The organism is Collinsella sp. LCP19S3_A6, from assembly GCF_052122015.1.
In the GTDB taxonomy this organism is placed as follows: domain Bacteria; phylum Actinomycetota; class Coriobacteriia; order Coriobacteriales; family Coriobacteriaceae; genus Collinsella.
The window spans coordinates 84,460-106,297 of sequence record NZ_JBQKDD010000008.1 but is presented as its reverse complement, the minus strand read 5'-3'; the positions used below and the strand labels follow the sequence as shown (position 1 = coordinate 106,297).

Annotated in this window: 24 protein-coding genes and 2 pseudogenes; 8 read left to right on the top strand and 18 right to left on the bottom strand. The window is 54.9% G+C overall.

Annotation, left to right across the window (positions count from 1 at the left end):
• Window positions 1-91: 91 nt before the first annotated feature.
• Window positions 92-453 (bottom strand): annotated as a pseudogene (locus ACTQVX_RS06790) (IS3-like element ISBlo9 family transposase); the annotation flags it as partial.
• On the opposite strand from ACTQVX_RS06790, the gene ACTQVX_RS06785 reads away from it, so the two are divergent.
• The 4 genes and pseudogenes from ACTQVX_RS06785 to ACTQVX_RS06770 all read left to right on the top strand — a co-directional run bounded on the left by ACTQVX_RS06785 (window position 427) and on the right by ACTQVX_RS06770 (window position 3,920).
• Window positions 427-933 carry an ISL3 family transposase gene (locus ACTQVX_RS06785; RefSeq protein ID WP_441560631.1) on the top strand — a complete coding sequence of 169 codons (507 nt, stop codon included), beginning with the start codon at window positions 427-429 and terminating at the stop codon, window positions 931-933. The pseudogene ACTQVX_RS06790 and the gene ACTQVX_RS06785 overlap by 27 nt on opposite strands.
• A gap of 485 nt (window positions 934-1,418) precedes the next feature.
• Window positions 1,419-1,559: pseudogene (locus tag ACTQVX_RS06780) on the top strand (putative RNA methyltransferase); the annotation flags it as partial.
• 63 nt (window positions 1,560-1,622) lie between these two features.
• Complete coding sequence (locus ACTQVX_RS06775) at window positions 1,623-2,324, top strand: methyltransferase domain-containing protein (RefSeq protein ID WP_052241580.1); 702 nt, start codon at window positions 1,623-1,625, stop codon at window positions 2,322-2,324.
• A gap of 231 nt (window positions 2,325-2,555) precedes the next feature.
• A complete protein-coding gene (locus ACTQVX_RS06770; protein WP_441560629.1) occupies window positions 2,556-3,920 on the top strand; it encodes an ISL3 family transposase in 1,365 nt (454 codons plus the stop codon).
• A 110-nt stretch (window positions 3,921-4,030) separates the two neighbouring features.
• Here the strand turns inward: ACTQVX_RS06770 and rlmN are convergent, their stop codons facing one another.
• The 5 genes from rlmN to ACTQVX_RS06745 form a co-directional block, all read right to left on the bottom strand.
• A complete protein-coding gene (gene rlmN / locus ACTQVX_RS06765) occupies window positions 4,031-5,014 on the bottom strand; it encodes a 23S rRNA (adenine(2503)-C(2))-methyltransferase RlmN (RefSeq protein WP_441560627.1) in 984 nt (327 codons plus the stop codon).
• A 16-nt stretch (window positions 5,015-5,030) separates the two neighbouring features.
• Complete coding sequence (locus ACTQVX_RS06760; RefSeq protein ID WP_003431289.1) at window positions 5,031-5,216, bottom strand: cysteine-rich KTR domain-containing protein; 186 nt, start codon at window positions 5,214-5,216, stop codon at window positions 5,031-5,033.
• A gap of 191 nt (window positions 5,217-5,407) precedes the next feature.
• A complete protein-coding gene (locus ACTQVX_RS06755; protein WP_441055697.1) occupies window positions 5,408-5,707 on the bottom strand; it encodes a hypothetical protein in 300 nt (99 codons plus the stop codon).
• Window positions 5,704-6,177 carry a PcfB family protein gene (locus tag ACTQVX_RS06750; RefSeq protein ID WP_002604484.1) on the bottom strand — a complete coding sequence of 158 codons (474 nt, stop codon included), beginning with the start codon at window positions 6,175-6,177 and terminating at the stop codon, window positions 5,704-5,706. Before ACTQVX_RS06750 ends, ACTQVX_RS06755 begins: the two co-directional genes overlap by 4 nt.
• A 36-nt stretch (window positions 6,178-6,213) precedes the next feature.
• The gene (locus ACTQVX_RS06745; RefSeq protein WP_002604485.1) at window positions 6,214-7,158 is read right to left on the bottom strand and encodes a DUF6017 domain-containing protein; all 945 of its coding nucleotides are present in this window, start codon (window positions 7,156-7,158) and stop codon (window positions 6,214-6,216) included.
• Window positions 7,159-7,229: 71 nt separating this feature from the next.
• Between ACTQVX_RS06745 and ACTQVX_RS06740 the strand changes: the two genes are divergently transcribed.
• Window positions 7,230-7,571, top strand: a complete 342-nt coding sequence (locus tag ACTQVX_RS06740) for a hypothetical protein (protein ID WP_068914282.1) — start codon at window positions 7,230-7,232, stop codon at window positions 7,569-7,571.
• Window positions 7,572-7,709: 138 nt separating this feature from the next.
• Here the strand turns inward: ACTQVX_RS06740 and ACTQVX_RS06735 are convergent, their stop codons facing one another.
• Window positions 7,710-8,321, bottom strand: a complete 612-nt coding sequence (locus ACTQVX_RS06735; protein ID WP_427726793.1) for a DUF1836 domain-containing protein — start codon at window positions 8,319-8,321, stop codon at window positions 7,710-7,712.
• 154 nt (window positions 8,322-8,475) lie between these two features.
• The gene (locus ACTQVX_RS06730) at window positions 8,476-9,414 is read right to left on the bottom strand and encodes an NAD(P)/FAD-dependent oxidoreductase (RefSeq protein ID WP_441540775.1); all 939 of its coding nucleotides are present in this window, start codon (window positions 9,412-9,414) and stop codon (window positions 8,476-8,478) included.
• Between the two features lie 117 nt (window positions 9,415-9,531).
• On the opposite strand from ACTQVX_RS06730, the gene ACTQVX_RS06725 reads away from it, so the two are divergent.
• Entirely contained in the window at window positions 9,532-10,833 is a 1,302-nt protein-coding gene (locus ACTQVX_RS06725; RefSeq protein ID WP_441540774.1) for an MGDG synthase family glycosyltransferase, read from the top strand.
• A gap of 463 nt (window positions 10,834-11,296) precedes the next feature.
• On the opposite strand, the gene dut is transcribed toward ACTQVX_RS06725, so the two are convergent.
• From dut to ACTQVX_RS06710, 3 genes are read right to left on the bottom strand one after another with little or no spacing between them, the layout of a single operon-like run.
• Window positions 11,297-11,740: a dUTP diphosphatase gene (gene dut / locus ACTQVX_RS06720; protein ID WP_427717456.1), complete on the bottom strand. Its 444-nt coding sequence runs from the start codon at window positions 11,738-11,740 to the stop codon at window positions 11,297-11,299.
• A 4-nt stretch (window positions 11,741-11,744) separates the two neighbouring features.
• Window positions 11,745-12,188 (bottom strand): transcriptional regulator NrdR, encoded by a 444-nt coding sequence (gene nrdR, locus ACTQVX_RS06715; protein ID WP_154516361.1) that lies wholly within the window; start codon window positions 12,186-12,188, stop codon window positions 11,745-11,747.
• A 52-nt stretch (window positions 12,189-12,240) separates the two neighbouring features.
• The gene (locus ACTQVX_RS06710; protein WP_441560625.1) at window positions 12,241-12,690 is read right to left on the bottom strand and encodes a LysM peptidoglycan-binding domain-containing protein; all 450 of its coding nucleotides are present in this window, start codon (window positions 12,688-12,690) and stop codon (window positions 12,241-12,243) included.
• A gap of 163 nt (window positions 12,691-12,853) precedes the next feature.
• On the opposite strand from ACTQVX_RS06710, the gene lexA reads away from it, so the two are divergent.
• Window positions 12,854-13,498, top strand: coding sequence for a transcriptional repressor LexA (gene lexA, locus ACTQVX_RS06705; protein WP_427717464.1), 645 nt, complete (start codon window positions 12,854-12,856; stop codon window positions 13,496-13,498).
• On the top strand, window positions 13,498-14,202 hold the full coding sequence (locus ACTQVX_RS06700) for a heparan-alpha-glucosaminide N-acetyltransferase (RefSeq protein ID WP_441041340.1): 705 nt from the start codon (window positions 13,498-13,500) through the stop codon (window positions 14,200-14,202). Before lexA ends, ACTQVX_RS06700 begins: the two co-directional genes overlap by 1 nt.
• Here the strand turns inward: ACTQVX_RS06700 and hflX are convergent.
• From hflX to ACTQVX_RS06665, 7 genes are all read right to left on the bottom strand, one after another.
• Complete coding sequence (hflX, locus tag ACTQVX_RS06695) at window positions 14,187-15,476, bottom strand: GTPase HflX (protein ID WP_441540772.1); 1,290 nt, start codon at window positions 15,474-15,476, stop codon at window positions 14,187-14,189. The two genes, ACTQVX_RS06700 and hflX, sit on opposite strands and share 16 nt — an antisense overlap.
• Window positions 15,476-16,414 (bottom strand): tRNA (adenosine(37)-N6)-dimethylallyltransferase MiaA, encoded by a 939-nt coding sequence (gene miaA / locus ACTQVX_RS06690; RefSeq protein WP_441540771.1) that lies wholly within the window; start codon window positions 16,412-16,414, stop codon window positions 15,476-15,478. Before miaA ends, hflX begins: the two co-directional genes overlap by 1 nt.
• Complete coding sequence (miaB, locus tag ACTQVX_RS06685) at window positions 16,414-17,784, bottom strand: tRNA (N6-isopentenyl adenosine(37)-C2)-methylthiotransferase MiaB (protein ID WP_441540770.1); 1,371 nt, start codon at window positions 17,782-17,784, stop codon at window positions 16,414-16,416. The genes miaA and miaB overlap by 1 nt, the downstream gene beginning before the upstream one ends.
• 64 nt (window positions 17,785-17,848) lie before the next feature.
• Window positions 17,849-18,166: a stage V sporulation protein S gene (locus ACTQVX_RS06680; RefSeq protein ID WP_118079896.1), complete on the bottom strand. Its 318-nt coding sequence runs from the start codon at window positions 18,164-18,166 to the stop codon at window positions 17,849-17,851.
• Window positions 18,167-18,240: 74 nt separating this feature from the next.
• Window positions 18,241-19,326, bottom strand: a complete 1,086-nt coding sequence (locus ACTQVX_RS06675) for an ATP-binding protein (protein WP_441560623.1) — start codon at window positions 19,324-19,326, stop codon at window positions 18,241-18,243.
• Between the two features lies 1 nt (window position 19,327).
• A complete protein-coding gene (gene rny / locus ACTQVX_RS06670) occupies window positions 19,328-20,881 on the bottom strand; it encodes a ribonuclease Y (RefSeq protein WP_441540769.1) in 1,554 nt (517 codons plus the stop codon).
• A 257-nt stretch (window positions 20,882-21,138) separates the two neighbouring features.
• Window positions 21,139-21,831 (bottom strand): regulatory protein RecX, encoded by a 693-nt coding sequence (locus ACTQVX_RS06665; RefSeq protein WP_154516334.1) that lies wholly within the window; start codon window positions 21,829-21,831, stop codon window positions 21,139-21,141.
• Window positions 21,832-21,838: the final 7 nt, after the last annotated feature.

The following is a 21,838-nucleotide window of genomic DNA, read 5'->3' as shown; positions in this document are numbered from 1 at the left end:
CAGTTCCGGGAGGGGCGCAGGAGACGGGAGGGCCGTATATGAGGGACCCCAGGCACCCGAGGCATTTCACCGACGAGTTCAAGAGGCAGATAGTCGACCTCGCGACGCCGAGGAGCCTGCACTGCGCTGATATGGGGTAGCGGCCCTCGTTGGCCGCTATGGCCCTCACTTTCGAGCGTATATCAGCGCCGCTTGTTTTAAGACGTCGACCTCCATCCGGAGCCTGCGGTTCTCGCGCTCGAGCTCCAGGATCCGGTTCTGCTCGGGCGTGCGGTTGTCCGCGGCGCGCGGCGAGCCGGTCGCGTTTATCGACTCGACCCGCCTCTCCACGGTGCTCTTGCCGAGGTCGTACTCGTCCATGATCTCGCGCTTGGGCTTGCCGGCGTTGTAGAGGTCGACTATCTGCCTCTTGAACTCGTCGGTGAAATGCCTCGGGTGCCTGGGGTCCCTCATATACGGCCCTCCCGTCTCCTGCGCCCCTCCCGGAACTGTCCACATCAGTGTAGCCAATCCAGGCTCGAGGCGCTCAAGAAGAGGGCCGGCTCGCGGCTGGTCAGGGCCTGGGAGCTCAAGGAGGACCTGCGGGCCGTCTTCCGGGCAGCCGACGGCTCCGAGGCCGCCGAGCTGCTCGACGACTGGATGCACAGGGCCGCCTACTGCAAGATCGCCAAGGTCGTCGCCGTGGAGAAGAAGGTGCGCCGCCGGCGCGACGACATCATCGCCGCAGTCGAGCTCGGCATCAGCAACGGGCGCGTAGAGGCCATCAACAACAAGATCAAGGTGACGGTGAGGATGGGCTACGGCTTCCGCAACACCGACAACCTCGTGGCCCTGCTCATGCTCAGGTGCGGCGACTGCCAGCCCCAGCTCCCGGGTCGCCCGGTGAAGGCGAGGAAGAAGGGCGTGAAGGGAGCGAAGAGCGTTGCTGCCTAGGCTAGCCCCTTGTCACACAAACTACCGAAGCCTCCTTTTTTCACCTGCTGAAGGTTATCAATCTTCTTATTGAGTATCTCGGCATTCTTTCTTCTGCCAATGCCCTGGCGGGCAGATCCACCCCCCTTTCGGCTGGTTCGGGGGCACAGGCATGCCCTGACGGGCAGATCCACCGCCCTTTCGGCTTGTTCGGGGTCGCAGGCATGCCCTGGCGGGCAGATCAGCGCCTTTTCGGCAGGTTCGGGGGCGCAGGCATGCCCTGACAGACGGCTGCATTGCCCATATGCGTTTTGCGCGCGAGGACCCTGTTGCTCCTGTCAAAAGCGTGGCGAAATGAAGTGGCCCAAAAGAGGGCAGCAGAATACCGAAATCCCAGCTTGAAATAGCTCAGCTATTTGTCACTGTGCGGTTCTGCCTGCTATGATTAGCCATGCACTGCTGGGGAAGACTCATCCGCTAGAATTGCTTGGACGAAAGGAGACGCAATGGTACTCGACAGATACGCGCGATTTGCTGACAGCGCCGACGTGCTCTCTTGCCCCCTTTGCCACAGCGCCCTGAAGCTGCAGGAAGGGAGCCTCGTATGTCCGAAGAGGCACTGCTTCGATATCGCAAAGCAGGGGTACGTAAACCTTCTAGGGCCCTCCAGGCAGTCAGCCCACTACAGCAAAGAATCCTTTGAGAGCCGCATGGCAATCCTGGAGGCAGGGTATTACGACCACGTGAAAGAAGCCGTCCTCACCGCGGTAGGAAGGGCCCTTTCCCCAAGCGAGGGTCCTGCAGCTGTGAACGCGACGCCATTCCGCGTGCTCGACGCGGGATGCGGAGAAGGCTTCTATGCACGTGCAATCCGAGAAAACCTCTGTGTCGACGTGGTGGCGTTTGACCTCTCAAAAGACGCCATGCTGATGGCGGCCCGCCACGATTCCAGAAAGGCGGTCAAATGGCTGGTTGGCGACCTGACGAACATCCCCGTGCTGAAAGGCTCCATCAACTGCGTGGTGGACGTATTCGCTCCCTCGAACTACGACGAATTCAAGCGCGTTCTCACCCCAACCAGAAACGCCTCCGCGCCAGGAGTGCTGGTCAAAGTGGTTCCAGGCAGCAATCATCTTACGGAGCTGCGCCACCTTGCTGAAGGATCTTTGCGCAGCAAGGAATACTCAAACCAGCTGGTGACCGATTGCTTTGAGAAGCACTTCAAGATGACCGACCGCATCAAGGTGACGCGCACCTTCGAGATGTCCGAAAGGGACGTCCGCGTGTTCGCCGAGATGACGCCGCTGCTGTTCGGCATCGACGCGGAGTCCCTAAATCTATCGCGTGTGAAAAGCATCACCATCGAGGCTGAATTGCTGGTGGGCACCCCTCGCTCCCAAGGCCCTTCATGAGCTCAGCCAGCTCATCATCCTCTTAATTGCAGGGCTGAAGGACAGCCCTTGTCAACCGCCCCAGAAGAAATCTGGCTCTTCGGTGGTTTCTGTGGGAGAGATTCCGGCATAGGCCCAGCTCAGCGGGCGAAAACAACGATCTGGAACTGAAACGGCCCCGGGAGGGGCCGTTTCCGCGTCATCCGCCTATGATTGCTAAGCCAAATTCAGACAACCGAAGAGGTGTGACGCATGAAGAGTCTACTACTTCTCGCCCTCGGTCTGGCCCGCACGGTCGTCCTGGGCGCGCGCATCGAGGCCGAGCGCATCGTCGTGAGCGTCCGGCCCTACAAGCGCGAGCAGCGCCGCTGCCCCGTATGCGGCAGGGCCTGCGACTTCTACGACATGGCGAACCGCGGGGCCCCCAGGCTGTGGAGGGCGATGGACCTGGCGCGCTCGGCCTGCTACCTGGAGTACGCGCCCTGCAGGGTGCGCTGCCCGGAGCACGGCGTGCGCACCGAGGCCGTCCCCTGGGCGCGGCACGGGGCGCGCTTCACGCGCGACTTCGAGGACTGGGTGGCGTGGCTGGCGGTCCGCTGCACCGCCTCGGCGGTCTCCGAGCTCGCCCGCGTCGAGTGGCACAGCGTGGGCGGCGTGTGCAGGCGCGTCTACGCCGAGCTGGAGGCCGCGCGCGGCGCCTCGAGGTTCGACGGCGTGCGCCGCATCGGCATCGACGAGACGTCGTACAAGAAGGGCCACAAGTACGTCACGGTGGTCGTCGACCACGACCGCGGCTGCCTCATCTGGGCGCACGAGGGCACCGGCAAGGACGTGCTCAACCTGTTCCTCGACGAGCTCACGCGCGAGCAGAGGCGCGCCATAGAGGTGGTGACCGCCGACGGCGCGAGGTGGATAAGGCAGCTGGTCAAGCGCCGCTGCCCCAACGCGAGGTGGGTCATGGACCCCTTCCACGTGGTCCAGTGGATGAACGACGCGCTCGACGCCGTGCGCTGCGAGGAGTGGAACGCCGCCAGGGCCGCCGCCAGGCCCAGGCCCGAGGGCAAGCGCGGCAGGCCTGCCAAAGGCGAGCTGCCGCCCGAGGAGGTCAGGGCGCTCGAGGAGGAGGCGGCCTCCATCAAGGGCAGCCGCTACGCGCTCGTGAAGAACCCCGAGGACCTCACCGACGGCCAGAGGGCGAGGCTCGAGGCGCTCAAGAAGAGGGCCGGCTCGCGGCTGGTCAGGGCCTGGGAGCTCAAGGAGGACCTGCGGGCCGTCTTCCGGGCAGCCGACGGCTCCGAGGCCGCCGAGCTGCTCGACGACTGGATGCACAGGGCCGCCTACTGCAAGATCGCCAAGGTCGTCGCCGTGGAGAAGAAGGTGCGCCGCCGGCGCGACGACATCATCGCCGCAGTCGAGCTCGGCATCAGCAACGGGCGCGTAGAGGCCATCAACAACAAGATCAAGGTGACGGTGAGGATGGGCTACGGCTTCCGCAACACCGACAACCTCGTGGCCCTGCTCATGCTCAGGTGCGGCGACTGCCAGCCCCAGCTCCCGGGTCGCCCGGTGAAGGCGAGGAAGAAGGGCGTGAAGGGAGCGAAGAGCGTTGCTGCCTAGGCTAGCCCCTTGTCACACAAACTACCGAAGCCTCTAAAAAAGCCGATAACACATAGGTTTTTTGACCTAATGCGTTATCGGCTCTGCGTCTATGCGTCTGGCACTTTTAATCATTTTTTTTTGAATTTATTATATGTGTTAGCTAACTGTCCACAAGCCGCGTTAATCTCTCTGCCATGAGAAACTCTTATAGTAACTTCAAGTCCTGCTTGCTCTAATTGATGTTTGAATGCAACTATTTCCCGTTTCTGTGGTGCTTTAATTCTTGAATTGCTTGTTGGGTTGTATTGTAACACGTTAATCATAACTTTTTTGCCCCGAAACCATTTTGCAAGTCGTCTTACATCTGAGGGCCGGTCATTTATACCCGGTAAAAGCAAATACGCAAAGACAATTTTGCGATTATGCCTTTCAGAATAGGATAAGGCTTGCTTAACAACATCTTCAATAGCATATATGCGCATGTGAGGAATAATACGATTTCTTGCAGATTGTGTTGCTGCGTGTAAAGATATTGTCAACTGAATTTTAAGATGTTCCTCGCGCAATTTTTTTAATTGATCGACCGGACCAACTGTTGATATGGTAATGCCGTCGGTTGGAAAGTTGAGCCCATATCTATCTCGGAGAATATGGATTGCTTTTATCAAGTTGTCATAATTGAATAAAGGCTCTCCCATACCCATAAAAACGATACGGTTTACTTTTCGACGCAACAATATAATCTGTTGTACGATTTCTGACGATGTTAGATTACGAACAAAGCCATTTCGCCCGGACTCACAAAAAATACAACCAACAGGACAACCGACTTGTGTGCTCACGCAAACAGTTCCACCATCTCGCCGCTTGATAAAAACCGTTTCAATGTATTTGTTGTCTTTCAGTTCGTAAACATACTTTTCAGTATCACTGCTTTTGCAAATATTTTTTACCAACATTGATAGATTTTTTTTGCGTGGTAATTGCTTATATAATTCTTCATATAAGGCTTTTGCTTCATTCTCGCCAATAACTTCCGACATTTCTTTGTAAGTAAATCCGTATGGATCATTCCGTACTTCCGCAGGCGTATATTTAGGTAAACGTTTCATTTTTATATCCTTTCTTCTAAATAATAAAAGTTTGTTTTTCTGTATTTTTGATTACAATCTCTAATTTTTCTACATCAATGATATGCGTCAATTTGCATTTAGGGCAGAAAAGAGGAAAATCTTTTAATACAGTATTATGAAATACTTGAACTCTCGTCTTTCCGTTACAAATCGGACATTTTATCCAATATTTTTTAAGCATTATATTTCACTCGTCCTTTTTACACAAAAAAATGGGCTCTTCTGGTTCTGTATGGAGTTGCTTTCGCCGCCGTCCCTGTCCTCGTCCCCCACTGATAAGCGGGAGTAAAGGGCTGTGATTTTGCTGTAATCATTCATGTGCATACCCTCCTGCGTCAATATATGTGTTGCTTACAGTTAAGATTATGCACCTCATCGGGCAGAGCCGTACTCCGCGCCCTTGCGGTATTTCTTCGCGTTTTTCCCTTTGACATAGACTATCAAGCGGATAATCACCGCACCGACAATGCCGACAAGCAAATCCAACGGGTAAACGCTCGGCAAGGCGTTTTCAAAGGCTGCGGAAAATCCTTGTGTGATATTCAGTATCTTTGCAGAAATATCCGCGCCGGGGGCAAGCCGCACCGCCTGTCCGACTTTATCAAAGAGATAGACAAAGAACACATAGGGGATATTCGGAAGTATCAGCTTTTTGTAGTTGATCTGCTTCATATCTCGCGCCCCCTGTCCATTTTCTTTACCTTGTCGCGGGCGGCGTTAAGCTGCTTCGCCTTGTCCTTTGCAGCGGCAAGGGCTTTGCGGATAGAGGGCTTTTTCTCCCGGTTCAGCTTCTTTGCGGAAAACTCTTGAAACGCTGCGGTCATAACGTCCGCGTCCCGGCCTTTGAAAAACACAAGGTAACGGGTCTGCTCGCCCTTAACCTTTTTTAGCGAAAAATCTATGTTGTATTTCTTCGCCGTACTCTCAAAGGCTTTAATATTGCTGTCGGTGATCTCGATGTTGGAAACACCCGCGTTCTGCTTCATAAGCTGCCGCATGGTCTGTTTCCCATGCGCGGGTTTGCTTTTCTGCTCCAAAAACTTTTGGATTGCTTTCTGTAACGCCTGTTCGGTAAGCCGCGCCGCGCCTTTTCCCACTTTGACGTATAGGGCAATCGTTTTTTGGGTTACTTCCTCCTGCAAGGTATCAACTCCTTTCCCGGTAAAGTGCGGCTATGCTCATTCGCCGCCGTATAAGTCGTGATTGACAAGGGCGGTATAGTAGCTGTCAATGGTACTCGGCGCGTTGAACAGCACCGCTTTTAGATACTGCTTGATGTTGCGCACTTTGGTTGTGTTCTCCCTCATGCAATCCAAAACAAACTCAATATGGCTGCTGTTCAGCTTCAAAAACTTGGATTTCACCAATTCGGCGGGGTAGTCGTCCCCGGCAATACGGATTGTCTTTCGGGCTGTGCAGACGGTTTCCAGCATAAGGTCAACAATCTCGTCCAAACGGTCTTTGTCAATTTTGCAGTTTTGAATGAGATGGTCGTATTCGATATTGTCCTTGATAATCTCCCTGTAAATCTCTACTGCGCTATTGCTTTTCGCTTCCGTTCTTTTCCTTTCCGGCGGCGTAGCCGCTTCGCCATGCGCAAAGGGCAAGGGGTTTAGGGAATGGAAAGGAATGGAATCGGTACTTGATAAATCAGTAATTGATTGTTCTTTACTTAATATATCTTTATTTAATTGCGTTGGATTTTCCAACGTAGGTTTTTCCTGCGTAGGTTTTTCCAACGTTGGATTATCCAATGTTGGATTTTCCAATGTAGGTAAATCCAATATAGGCGGCTGTCCGCCGCTGGTAGCTGCTTCCGGCTCTCGCGGCTGCGGCTGCTCGTATATGACGTAATCTGCGCCCCGCAAGCGTCCCTTTTCGTCGCGCTCCCGGCTGCGCACGATATATCCGGCTTTTTCGAGTTCCTTTACCGCTTCGCGGATTGCGTCGATCTTCTCCCGGTTGATATGGGATAAGCCCGCAAGGGTATAATCCCAATCTTCGGGCAGCGAAAGCATTTGCGACAACAAGCCCTTTGCCTTTAAGGACAATTCCTTGTTTCGCAAGTGGTGGTTGCTCATAACGGTATATCCCGTATTTCGCTCCACTCTGAAAACTGCCATATTTCCTCACTTCCTCTCTTGGTATGCGTGGACAATTAGAAAGCCGTTTTCGGCTGTTTTGGTATTGCAATATGCCCTTTGCCGTTTTCGCGTCTGCAAAGCCGCATGGCACAAGGGCTTTTGCCCGTCTATTTGTCCATGCTGGCGTGCGTTTTCCGCGTCCTTTTGCCGGGGCAATAGGGACACTCTTTGAAAACGCAAAACTCATATTTCCACCCGGGGCGGTAGAAACAGCAAGTGCCGCAATCTTCATCATCTCCGGCACAACCGGATTGATAGCGGTCAAATCCCGGCTTCTGCTGCATGAGCAATTCAAACGCCCGCTGCTTGCCCTTTGTGAAATACATTCCGGCTGCACCTCCTTTCCTGCGGGCATAAAAAAACGGCGTTACTTTCTCCCCCAAAGGGGTTAAGGTAACGCCGTTTGTGTGCGTATTCAGTTTTTAACACATTCCCTGTCTATCCGCTGTCCGCAAAACCATTGATTTTATTAGCTTTTTGCCGCTATCGCTATCACACCTCATTATTATCCCGCCCGCGTTATACGTCGCCTAGCTATTAAACCCATTGAACTTGAGGTAGCTCATCAGGTACGCCTTCGATACAAAAGACGAAACCGCACTGCGTACGAGCAATGACTCGCGCGTAACCTGATGTGCGGTATCGGGCACGGGAGTCTGCTCAAGGGAAAAAGCCGCACGAATCGATGCCTCAAGTTGATCGACTACATAATCGAAAGCCGTCGGAGCGTCGTAGCTCAAGCGCTGAATATTAAAGAGCGCCTGAACCGCAGCGATGGGCAGCACCTGCTTAAAGATACAAATGGCAATGAGACGCGCAATCTGCTCGCGGCCATACTGCTTTTTAACCGGAGCAGGAACGAGGCCGACCTTTACGTAGTTATTGATCATCGAAGGCGTGATAACGGGCTGCTCTACGCAAATCGAAAGCGGCTCCATCCACAGTGCAACATATTCAATAACCTGATCACGATAGAGTGTTACGTTGGGCAGCTGGTCATAGCGTGGCAGGCTCAACGCATTGAGTTTACCCACCATATCGGACTGAATAAATGCATCCGGCAGCACCGTCGGCTGAATATCCTCCGGCTTAATGCTGACCGATGTATCGGACATCGGGATAACATGTTTGACGTGGTTCATAAGAGGCCTCCGTTCGTTTTCTATATTGTATTCTAGATTATCTAGTTTTGCATACCACATAGCGGCTAAGTAAAAGTGGTTGGACAGCACATTGGCGCACCGTCCAACCACTTTGTATAAAGATAGCAACCTTACATAAGATATATTATCGTACTTATCCTCGTAAGAAGGCGTATGCGCTGGTAGCCGCTATGGCTCCGTCCGAAACGGCGGTCACAACCTGGCGTAAACGCTTGGAACGGATATCGCCGGCAGCAAACAAACCCGGCGTGCGCGTGGCCATCGAGTCGTCGGTAACGATACCGCCGTCAGGCGCCAGATCCACCAGATGCTGTACAAGCTCAGTATGGGGTTGTGTTCCGGCAAAGACAAAGATGCCAAACGAACCTGGATCGAAGGACTCGGAATAGGTATCACCAGTGGCGTTGTCCTTAAACGTGATAGTTGTAGGCATAGCCTCGCCCGATAGCTCCACAATACTAGTTTGGTACCTAACCGAAATATTATCTTTAGCGAGTACCTTTTGAACCACGCCATCGGGAGCACGGAACTGATCGCGGCGCAAGACGATGGTCACGCTGCTGGCAATTTCTGATAAGAACAGGGCTTCCTCGCAGGCAGCATTACCGCCGCCAATGACAAAGACCTGTTTGCCACGAAAGAACATGCCATCGCATGTGGCGCAATACGAAACGCCGCGACCGCGATACGTATCCTCGCCAACAAAACCAGCAGAGCGCGGCGTGGCGCCCATACAGGCGATAACACTCGAGGCCAGCGTATCGCCCGTATCGTGATGCACCGTAAACAGCGCCGCATCCGCATCGTAATCGATACCCGTCACCATGCTCCATGCAACCTGTGCTCCCAGGCCCTCCGCATGTTGCTGAAAACGCTCGCCGAGTTCGGCACCGCTCAAGAGCGGAATGCCCGGATAGTTTTCGACCTCATTGGTTGTGGCGATCTGTCCTCCCGACATGCCCTGTTCAATCACGGTCGTCGTTAGATTGGATCGCGCAGCATAAATGGCTGCAGCATAGCCCGCTGGGCCGCCGCCGATAATCGCAACATCGATCGGCTGATTGGTAGTCATGGAGTGTCCTCTCATCGAAACATTGGCGTTCTTTGCGCTCATACCCAAATTTAGGAGAACATGACAGTCATGCACTACAATGATACGTTGCGAAACAACGATGAAGGGGAGTTATCGATGGATCAAACGCAGATGGGCAACGACGCTCCCCTGCCCACGCAAAGCGCCCCTCAATCGGAGCAATTGATGCCGTCACCTGAACAAAAGCCCTTAGTGACCATTGTCCACGCATCGGTTGGTTCGGGACACAAGGCGGCAGCCAACGCTATCGCACAAGCATTCGAGCTTATACGCGGCACCAAGGGAATACCGCAGGATGTCGAGATTGAGGTCTTGGATATCCTCGATTTTGGACGCATAAAATTCGACGGCAACAAAACGGCCGCATCGTTTACCGGCGCTACACGCCCAATTTATGACTTGACCTGGCGATATACCCTTACCGGACACCTGCTTTGGGGCGGCGGCACGGCGTGGTCGCGCATTATGTTTCCCGCATTTAACGAATACGTTCGCACTCGTAGGCCTATTGCCGTGGTCGCCACACATATCACGGCAGCCAACGTTGCGGTTGGTGCGCGCGTCATTACGGGCATCGACTATCCCGTCATTTGCGTGCCGACCGATTACGAAGTCGAGGGCTGGTGGCCCCATAAGGACACTGACTTATTCTGCGTGGCAAACGAGTTTATGGCCGAGACGCTCCGCCCACGCAAGGTTCCCGAGGCAAAGATACGCATTACGGGCATCCCTATTCGCGCTGGATTTGACACGGATTACAATCGTGAGGAAGAACTCGAGAAGTTCAATCTCCCTATCGACAGGACCATTGTGCTGGTAATGGCCGGCGCCAGTTTACCTCAACCGTACGTTCGCTTTCGCGCGGCGATGGACCAAACCCTCCCCTTCCTCCGTAGCTTCGAGGACATGCACTTTGTCTTTTTGCCGGGCAAGGACACGGAATACGCCACGCGCCTGAAAACGCTCTTCGAAGCCATGAAACTCGAAAACGTCACGGTCCTTGACTATGTCGATGACATGGCAGCGCTCATGCACGGCTGCGATCTGGCAATTCTCAAATCGGGCGGACTCACTGTTACCGAATGCCTGTGTGCACACCTGCCGATGATTCTGTTGGGCAAGTCCTATGGCCAGGAAAAGGCCAACACCACCATGCTCACCGACTTGGGCGCCAGTATGCATGTCACCACCGCACGCGAGCTCATTGTGACGCTGCGCCATCTCCACGATCATCCCGAGTCGCTCAAGGCACTGCTCATCAATGGCGAAGTGCTACGCCGTCCACACGCGGCCGAGGACATCGCCATCGCAACCATGGAACTTACAGGCAAGCCCCAAAAGCGCAAACGAGCCTTCTGCCGCTTCTACTGGGGCGGAAAACCAGCCCATATCCGCTAGGGTCTTAATGTCCGCTTACCCGTGGGAGGCCCCTATATATCATCCCGTGCTCAAACATTCTCGCTTCGCTGCGAAACTGCGCGCGGGACGATATATAGGGGCCTCCCGCGGGTAAGCTGCGTTTACGTATTAGCAGCTATACCAGATTCCCCACCATTAGAATCTGCAAAGGCAAAGCCGGAAAATTCAAATGTAGTAAGCCAATGCGACAAAGGGACTGTTCCTTTGTCGCATTGGCTTACTAGAATGTAAATATTTTTCAAGCGAGTAGCCGCCCGCCCGCCTATCACACATATCGTTCCACGCGCAGTTTCGCAGCGAGCGAAGCGATGCGAGAATGTTTGAGCATGGAATGATATGTGTGAGAGGCGGGCGGGAGGGATACGAGCGCCCCCGCGAGAATGTTTGAGCATGGGATGATATATAGGCGGGTCGGGCCGGTCAGCGGACAGTACGTAAACGACTAAGCGACGCCGCTAGAACCGAAACCGCCGGCTCCTCGGTCGGTTTCGTCTAGTTCGTCTACCTCCACGAGATTGACCGTGGGAACTTCTTGGATGACGAGTTGAGCGATTCGGTCACCCTTGTTGATCTGGATTTCATTGGATGGATCCAGGTTGATAAGGATGACTTTAAGCTCACCTCGATAGTGGGCGTCTATAAGACCGGGCGTGTTGACTATAGACAGACCCTGCTTAATAGCCAGGCCACTGCGAGGCTGAACGAAGCCAGCGTATCCATCGGGCAGCGCGATCGCAAGGCCAGTAGAGACCAAGCGTCGCTCGAAGGGCTTAAGGGTACAGTCCTCATTGGCACGGAGATCCAAACCGGCATCTGTGGGATGGGCGTATTTGGGAAGCTCGATCGTAGGGTCGAGACGCTTAATGTTGACTGTAATGTTGGACATAAAATCACCTTAGCTTGTCGAGCTCTTGCAAAAACTCATCGATGTCTTTGAAATCGCGATAGACCGAGGCAAAGCGAATGTAGGCCACCTTGTCGATCTTGGCCAAGCGCTTAAGCACCATATCGCCCAGGTCGTGGGACGTAACAGCCGTCAGCGTACGGGAACGCAGCTCCACCTCGATGTCATCGATGAGTTCATTGAGCTTTTTCGTGTCGATGTCGCGCTTAATCGTAGCGCGCATTAAGCCGACCAGCAGCTTATTGCGATCGAACCGCTGCTTTGACCCGTCAGATTTGATGACCTCGATGGGGTCTTCGCATCGCTCGAATGTTGTGAAGCGATAGTTGCACGAACAACATTCACGACGGCGTTTAATGGTGTTATTAGATTCCTGCATACGGGAATCGACAACACGGGTATGTGCATTGCCGCATCTGGGACAGCGCATGGTACCTCCCTCAAAAACGATAACAAGGGTACCATGTGCCGGAGTTTAAATCTTACGAACGCGCAGGAACTTTAAGAACGTCACCCGCATCGAGTGACCCATGCTCCAGATGATTGACACTGCGAATCATGTCAGAAGTCTCCTGTGTAGAAAGACCGTCAACGGAATGCTCCTGAGCAAGCGACCACAGGGAATCGCCAGACTGAACACGGACGGTCTCATAGGTAACGTTAGATGCCGACTCGGCATATGCGGCGTGACGAGCGCTGAAGATCGAGGTAGCAAGTACAAAGAAGAGCGTGAGCGCAACGGCCAGGGCGACAATCGTCGAGGCCTTCAGAGGAACGGGGGCCGAAGTCGTGGCGACGCACTGGCTGCGGACGGGCTTGCCAGGCAGTGTTTGAAAACCAGATCGGCCGCCTTTGACAACCGTGAAAGCCGGCGCCGCAGGCGTCTCGAGCTTAAGGGCTAGGTTTCCCTGGACCATATCCGTTGCATTCATCATGTTCTCCTCTCGCGTTTTTTGACGAGAACTGTTTTATCAAGCCGCGAGGACAAAAAATTCTAGCGCGGGAACGAGTGTTCGGTTATTATTATCTTCGAACAGTTGTTCCTGTCAAGCAAACATAGAACATTTGTTTGAGTTAGGTAGAGAGGAATCCCTGATGGCTCGCAAAATTACCAAGCGACAGCAGCAGATTTACGACTTCATCAAGGAGTATCAGCAGGAAAAGGGCTATCCGCCCAGCGTGCGTGAGATGGCTTCGGCTGTGGGTCTTTCCTCCCCTAGCACCGTACATGCACATCTCTCCGCACTGGAAGCACGCGGCCTGCTCAAACGTGACGCCACCAAGCCTCGTGCCCTAGAGCTCTTTGACGAGGACGGAGCCTCCGTCTCCATCTCAAAGTCCGATGAGCCCACGGCACCCCGCGGAACCGTATCGCTACCCCTCGTGGGCCGTGTCGCCGCGGGGATCCCCATCCTTGCCGAGCAGAATATCGAGGACACCTTTACCATCCCGACCGAGATCGCAACGGACCAGGGGTCTTTTATCCTCGAGGTCCACGGCAATTCGATGATTAACGTCGGTATCCTTAACGGCGACTATATCATCGTTCGCGAACAGAAGAGCGCCATGAATGGCGAGATCGTTGTGGCCATGATCGATGGCTCCGCAACGGTCAAAACGTTCTACAAGGAGCAGGGACGAGTTCGCTTGCAGCCCGAAAACGACACCATGGAGCCCATCTATGCGACAAATCCGACGATCCTGGGCAAGGTTGTTGGATTGATGCGCCGGTTCTCGTAATGCAAAACCGCATCACGGTCTTTGATACCATTCGCGGATTTACCATGCTGTCGATGGCAGGATTTCATGCTTGCTACGATCTTGCCTATCTTTATGGTTGGGATATGCCGTGGTTTACTCAGACCATCTTCCAAGACATCTGGCGTGCCAGCATCAGTTGGGTATTTTTGTTTATTGCCGGCTGGATGTGCACCCTCTCGCGCAACAACATCAAGCGTGCCGTCAAATATGCCGCTGCCGCTTTTGTTGTATGGGTCGCGACGACGCTCGTCTCAGTCGATGACTCGGTGAACTTCGGCATCATGTTCTGCATGGCGGCCTGCACCGCCATTGTCGCGCTCGCGCGTCCGGTGATCGTTAAAGTGCCGTCGGTATGGGGTATAGCAATTTGCCTCACACTTTTTGCCCTTACCTGGAGCATTCCTAAAACGGTTTATCCTATCCCCTATTTAGCTTGGCTGGGTTTCCCAAGTCCAGACTTTGTCTCTGGTGATTACTATCCAGTCATACCATTCTTATTTATGTACCTTGCAGGCTTCTTTGCCGCCCACACGACTCAGGAAGCAAACTATGAGGCGCCGGGATGGGCCTATGCGAATCCCATCCCGGCGCTCGCAAGTCTCGGGCGCCATGCGCTGCCGTTCTACCTGCTTCATCAACCGGTTATCTTGGGTGTACTGGAGCTGATTTACTCTGTTCGATAACACTCGAGACGCGGTGCGATACGGGCTGGAAGCTTTGCCACAATACGAACGCCGTCCTCGAGGTATTCCTCGTGCAGAAGGGTTCCCTGTTCGTGCACAAGCGTGATTAACGCGCCCTCTCGATACGGGATATCGGCCGAGAGCAACACGTCCGTAGCGGCCGCTTCACGAGCGATGCGATCGACTAAGTCATCAAGGCCCTCACCCGTCTGAGCCGAGAACAATACCGCCTCGGGATAGCGCCGGCGAAAGCTCAAGCGGTCGACGCTATCGAGCAGATCGATTTTATTGAACACGGTAAGCGTCAGGCGCTCACCGGCACCAATCTCGTCAAGGACACGATCAACCGCCTCAAGCTGACGCCCGTAATCCTCATCGGAAGCATCCACAACTTTAAGAACCAAATCGGCGCCGAGCACCTCGGAAAGCGTAGATTTAAACGCGTCGACCAGGCCATGGGGCAGCTTTTGAATAAAGCCAACGGTATCAGTGATCGTCATGCCACGGCCACCGGGTAAACGATACGAACGCGTCGTAGGATCGAGCGTGGCAAACAGCTTATCCTGCGAAAGTACCGTGGATCCCGTCAATCGATTAAGCAACGTCGACTTACCGGCATTGGTGTAGCCAGCCAACGCCACGCGAAACGCCGGCGATTCAATACGGCTTTTCGATTGCACATCACGACGTTGTTCTACCTGTTTCAATTCGCGGCGAAGCGCAGCGATCTTATCGCGAATCAGGCGACGGTCGACCTCGAGCTGACTTTCGCCCTGGCCAAAACGCGATCCAATGCCGCCACGCGTCTGTTCCTTAGCAAGGTGGCTCCACATACCTCGCAGACGAGGCAGCAGATACTGCAACTGAGCCAGCTGCACCTGTAAGCGACCCTCACGCGTCTGAGCATGCAGGCCAAAGATATCCAAAATCAACGCCGTACGGTCAATAATCTTGACCGGTTCGCCCACGGCTTTCTCAAGATATGACTGCTGTGAAGGAGTCAAGTCGTCGTCGAAGATTACAACATCCGCATCCATACGATGCACCAAACCGCATAGCTCATCGACCTTACCGGAGCCGATAAACGATTTGGGATAAGGTTTGACCAGACGCTGAGACAAGCGTGCCACGCATTGGGCTCCAGCAGTGTGAGCCAAGCGCTCGAGCTCGTCGAGCGAACGGTCGAGCGGCCAAGCGTTATCGCGCCACTCAACACCAACCAAGACGGCACGCTCAGGTTCAGGCGCCGTGGGAACCAAGGGAAAACGCGCCATTAGGCAGCCTCAATACGACGGTAGATATCATCGACGACCTCATCGATCGTAAACTCATCCATATCGAACCACACGATGCGATCGTCACGCTTAAACCAGGAAAGTTGGCGCTTGGCATAGCGACGTGAGCGCATCTTGATAAGCTCGCGGGCCTCATCCATGGTAATAGCGCCTCGCAAGGCATCGATAATCTCTTTGTAACCGATTGCCTGCATCGACGTGAGTGCATCACCCAGGCCCTGGTCCATAAGGCCACGGACCTCATCAACCAGCCCCTGCTCAAACATAAGGTCGACACGCAGGTTAATGCGCTCATACAGCACTTCACGGCTACGCGTCAGACCAAACCACAAGGCATGATAACGCTCACGTGGAACGCTGAATTTCGACTTCTGCTGGGCATACGACACACCGTCATCGTGCATCTCGAGCGCACGGATCACGCGGCGCACGTTATGAGGATGAATCACGGCAGCGGATTCCGGATCACGCTCGGCAAGCAGGGCATGCATAGCTTTCTCGCCAATACGCTCGGCAAGCTCCTGATAACCCGTGCGACGTTCGTCCTCGAGCTCTCCCGAAGGAAAATCCATTTCATCGAGTGCAGCCTTAAGATACAAGCCCGTGCCACCGCAAAAGACCGGAAGCCGTTGCTCACCAAGCAAACGCTCGATATGCGCCCGGGCATCAGACTGATAGAGCGCAGCAGAATACGCGACGCCCGGGTCCACGATATCGACAAGACGCAGGGGCACCGAGCACTCCTCGGGCATCATCTTGGCCGTACCGATATCCATACCGCGATAGATTTGCATCGCGTCACACGATAACACTTCAGACGACAGACGAGAGGCCAGGCGGTCGGCAACATCACTCTTGCCGACCGCCGTCGGACCGACGATCGCTACGGCAGAAAGGTTTGTGCCGGGGAAAACCATTAGCGAGGCTCACCCACAACGGAGCCAGACAGATACCACGTCTTGGCGACATCCACATCGACGTCGACGATTTTGCCGATAAGCTGATCGATGCTATAGCCAGCGGGAATCGGCGCATGCACTGTCTGGTTCTTAGGACTTTTACCAAGAAGGACAGCGTCGTTTTTCTTGCTCGTGCCCTCAATAAGTGCAGGCACCACGGTGTGAAGCTCGCCCTGGTTATACTCGTATGCCGTCGTCTCGATAACCTTGACCAGACGGTTAAAGCGCTCAAGGATAACCTCATGCGGGGTGGGATCATAGATCTCAGCTGCCGGGGTACCGGCGCGCTTGGAGTAAATAAACGTGTAGGCCTGGGCATAGCGCACCGTCTCGGCAAGCGAGAGCGTCTGCTCAAAGTCTTCCTCGGTCTCGCCCGGGAAGCCCACAATGATGTCGGTCGAAAGCGCAATTTCGGGCATACGGTTACGAATGCGATCGACCAGGCCCAGATAATCCTCGCGCGTGTACCGACGATTCATCTCTTTAAGGATACGCGTGGAACCCGACTGGACTGCTAGGTGAAGCTGCGGCATAACGGCAGGTGTCTCGGCCATAGCATCGATGGTCTCGGAAAGCAAATCCTTGGGGTGCGAAGAAGTAAAGAAGATACGCTCGACGCCCGTATCACCCACGGCGCGCAGCAGGTCGGCAAAGCGCGGCTTGCCAAAGAGATCGCGACCGTAGGAGTTAACGTTTTGTCCCAGCAGCGTAATCTCGCGCACACCCTGACGCACCAGACCCGTCACCTCGTCGACAATCTCCTCGAAGGGGCGGCTCTTCTCGCGACCACGGACGTACGGCACGATGCAGTACGTGCAGAAGTTGTTGCAGCCCGTCATGATGGGAACCCATGCATGATACTGCGTCTCGCGATGCCACGGCATACTCATGGCGTCCGTATCTTCATGCTCATTCGTGCGGATATGGCGCTTGCCATCCATAAACGCCTCGGCGATAAGCTCCGCCACGTGCGCAATCGAATGCGTACCAAAAATAACGTTGACGTTATCGACGTTGGTGAGCAGGCCCTCGCCATCGCGCTGAGCGATGCATCCACCCACGGCGACCACACGCTTGCCCGAAGGAGAAGGAGGAAGACTCTTGCAGGAATTGCACTGACCGTACAGGCGCGTATCGGCAGCCTCGCGCACACAGCACGTCATGAATACGACAATATCGGCATGCTCCGGATCGAGCGCCATAAGACAGCCGTAGGAATCGAGCAAACCGCTCACGCGCTCGGAGTCGTGCTGATTCATCTGGCAGCCGAATGTGCGGATAAAATATGTTTTACCGGCAAGAATATCGCGTACGAAGCGCTGGTCCATGAGCTTACATCCTAACGATGATATCGACGGGGCACAAAGGTGCTACAAACGTGCGAAAACTCGCTTACGCAACAGGCTTAACGTCGTCCATGACGACATTGTCCATAGCAGCCCGATTAATCTGGTGAACGTAGATAGAGAGACGGATTGCCGTGCGAGACTCCCCGTTAATGAGGATGTCAGAGAACACCGGCGCACAAGAGACATCAAAGCCAGTCGGAATCAAAAAACCTCGCGCAATGGCAACGGCCTTTATGGCCTGGTTGACGGCGCCGGCACCGACGCACTGAATGTTGACGGGAACGCCATCTTTGACCATACCGGCAATGGCGCCGGCAACGGACGCGGGCGATGATTTGCTTGATACCTTCAGGCAATCCATGAAGAAACTCCTGCGTTTAAAAGTACGTTTTAACTGCAATAACTGTATCGTACCGAGCGGACTCGGTAAAGATGCTACTCCTCTTTGGCAAGATCGAACGTCACGGTGATGCGATCACGTGAAACGCGAATCTTAGGGTCGCCGCACAGATTGAGGTAATACCGGGCGGCAAGGTCATTGAAGTCGCGCTCGACAGCACGCGAAAACTGCGCCATGTCATCCTTGGCAATGCGGAGGCCTCGACGGTCCTTGGCAAGATCGACTGGAGCCGGCAATTGCGAGGTGGAATCGCGCTCGCGCAGCAGACGCGCGCACACACCGCGAACGGGCTTAATCTGTCCCGAAAGAATACGGTGGGCAGTACGCTCGGACATCTCGAGACCCAGCCCGGAGCAAATCCGGATAAAATCCTCGGCATCCGAAGCGAGACCTAAACGATCGATAACCGGAAGCTCACACTCGTCATCGATAAAGAGCAGGCGTGACGTATCGAGACGACTGGAAGCCTGGGCGTACAGGGACGCCGCGATCTCGGACGGAGAGCCCAGATACACGTCGCAGTCGCGCAGCTCCTCAAGGGCAAACTCGCAGGCTGCGCGAATGATGTTGTGAGGACCGCGAGCGCATACATAGCGGCCGTCTTCGTCTTTAACCGCCTGAGGCCAGCTCGACTGGTCGGCGCGCTCAGCCAAGCGATCGGTATCAACGCACACCTTAAACGCTGAGCCCAAATCGACGCCCGATGTAACAACGCGTGCCTCATCGGTGTTCTGCTTGATAGAGAACAGCGCCATACCACGACCGTGAACACCCCAACGGTCCATCTTCATGCTCTCGAGCTTGGAGGTGACACGGGCATCGAAGATACGCTCCTGCATATCCTGCGGCACACCCGAACCGTTATCCAGGAAGAGGAGGGTACGAACACCCTCCTCCTTGGTCGTGGCTAGATAGACCTTATCGGCTCCGGCATCGCGAGCATTACGCAGCATCTCGATGACAATGTCCTCTACATGCTGAATGTCATGCTTGGCCTGACGGCGCTCGGCCTCCGAAACGCGGAGGCGGACATACCCCTCGCCAAGGTTTTCCTCGACGCGAAGGTTGCCCTCCCCCGACATCGACGCGATAAATGAGATGAGCTCGTTCGCGTCGTTCATGTTATTTAGCGATATCGACGGCACGGCTCTCGCGAATCACGACAACGCGCACCTGACCGGGATACTCCATCTCTTCCTCGATCTGATGGGCGATATCGTGCGCAAGCACCGTGGACTGGGCATCGGAAATCTTGTCCGGCTGAACCATGACATGGACCTCGCGACCGGCCTGCATAGCATAGGTACGCTCGACGCCGTCATGAGAGTTGGCAATCTCCTCGAGCTTCTCAAGGCGCTTGATGTAGCTCTCGGCCGACTCGCGACGGGCGCCGGGACGAGAAGCGGAAACAGCATCGGCAGCCTGGACCAGAACGTCGAGCACCGTGTTGGGGTCGACATCGGCATGATGGGCCTCGATTGCGTGGACGATAACGGGCTTCTCGCCATAACGGCGGGCAAGCTCGGCGCCAATCACAGCATGCGGACCCTCAACGTCGTGGTCGATGGCCTTGCCCAGGTCATGCAGAAGACCCGCGCGCTTGGCGGTCACAACATCCAGACCAAGCTCGGAGGCCATGATGCCGCACAGGTCGGAGACCTCAAGTGAGTGCTGTAGCACGTTCTGACCAAACGAGGTGCGGTAGCGCAGAGCGCCCAGGGTTTTGACGATCTCGGGATGCAGGTCGTGGATTCCGGTATCGAAGGCGGCCTGCTCGCCGGCTTCGAGCACACGCTGCTGAACCAAGTCAGCGGCCTTGTGGTACATCTCCTCGATGCGGGCGGGGTGAATACGACCGTCGGCAATGAGGTTCTCGAGCGCCACGCGGGCGGTCTCACGACGGACCGGATCAAAGCTCGAAAGCACGACAGTCTCGGGGGTGTCGTCGATCACAAGGTTGACGCCGGAAACCTGCTCGAAAGTACGGATGTTACGACCCTCGCGACCGATGATGCGGCCCTTAAGATCATCGGAGGGAATATGAACGGACGTGACGGTGACCTCGGCGGTATGGTCGGCGGCACAGCGCTGGATCGCCAGGGAGAGAATCTCCTGAGCGGTCTTGTGGCACTCGGCGCGGACCTGTTGCTCGGACTCACGGATGATGGTGGCCGCCTCATGGGTAACCTCGCCGCGGACCTTATCGAGCAGCTCCTTGTGAGCATCCTCGCGCGTAAGGTCGGCAATACGCTCGAGCTCGGAGGTCTGCTTGGCGCAAAGCTCCTCAAGTTCGCGAGAGCGCTTCTCGACCTGACCGGCCTGGCTGGACAGCTGATGCTCGCGCTTATCGAGTGCATCGTTGCGTCGGTCGAGCGATTCCTCGCGCTGCATCACGCGATTTTCGAGCGCGCGAATCTCGCTCTTACGCTGCTTGTCCTCGGCCTCGGCGGCCTGTTTGTTCTTGATGATCTCTTCCTTAGCCTCGAGCAGAGCCTCTTTTTTGAGGGTCTCGGCCTGACGCTTAGCATCACCGATCAGGGACTCTGCCTGCGCGTGTGCCGACTGAATCTTTTCTTCGGCCTCGTGAAGACTACCCTGCTTGGCGGTGCGCATGTAGGCAATGGCGACGATGGCACCCAAAACAATGCCAACGAGCGCTGCAATGATAGTCGGCATGCTCACTCCTTTTTATGGATTCGTTACACAACAAAGCGAACCGTCCATACGAACGGCTCGCGACATTTGAGTAATATGGGCGCAGCTTATGCGGGTCGGATACAGATAAACATATAAACAAACTCATCGCAGATGAGCACATATCACAATGCAAATGACAGTAATTATCCTACGTTGAACCGCAACAACTGTCAAATTGACGCACCCAGCACGGCGCCTATCGAGCGGTGAACGGCAGGAGCGTAACGTGCGCATGCTTAAACATCGCATTTCTCGCTTAAGGCATCGAGGCGCGCCTTAACGGCATCCGCGGCAATGTGATAGGAAAAGCCCTTGCCCATCAAAAATCTGACGAGCTTTTCGAATGCACGTGCCTCGGGAACGCGACGCTTAGCGAGCAAAGCCGATGCGCGAGCCAAGTCGTCATCCTCGGCAAAATAAGCCTCGGGATACCCTGGAATCTCATCAAGTGCAACATGGCGACGCTTGAGTTCAGTCTCGATTTTGCGCTGTCCCCAACCACGACGCTTACGCTCCTCGATAAAGTACGAGCAAAAGCGGTTCTCATCTAAAAAACGATACTCGATGGCACGATTGACGGCAAAGTCGATCGCGGGCTGTCGAAAGCCATAGCGCGCCAACTTATCGCGCACCTCGCCCGTAGCATGATCACGACGCGAAAGCATCTCGGTCACCATGGTGAGCGCACATTTGCATTCGATAAGCTGCACCGCCTCGCGAAAGTCATCCCAGTCGCAGGGAAGATCGAGACGGTTCTGAACGTACACACGTGCCACACGCACGGGAATCCAAATGGATCGTTCAAAACCGCCCTCCAGATCGCAATCGATATGTGCACAGGGCTTTTTAGACGCATAACCGCTCGAGAACGAGGAGGCCGTCTTCTTATCCGGAAAAACGACCCTAGCCTCGGTCACCGTATACGACATGTCGCCA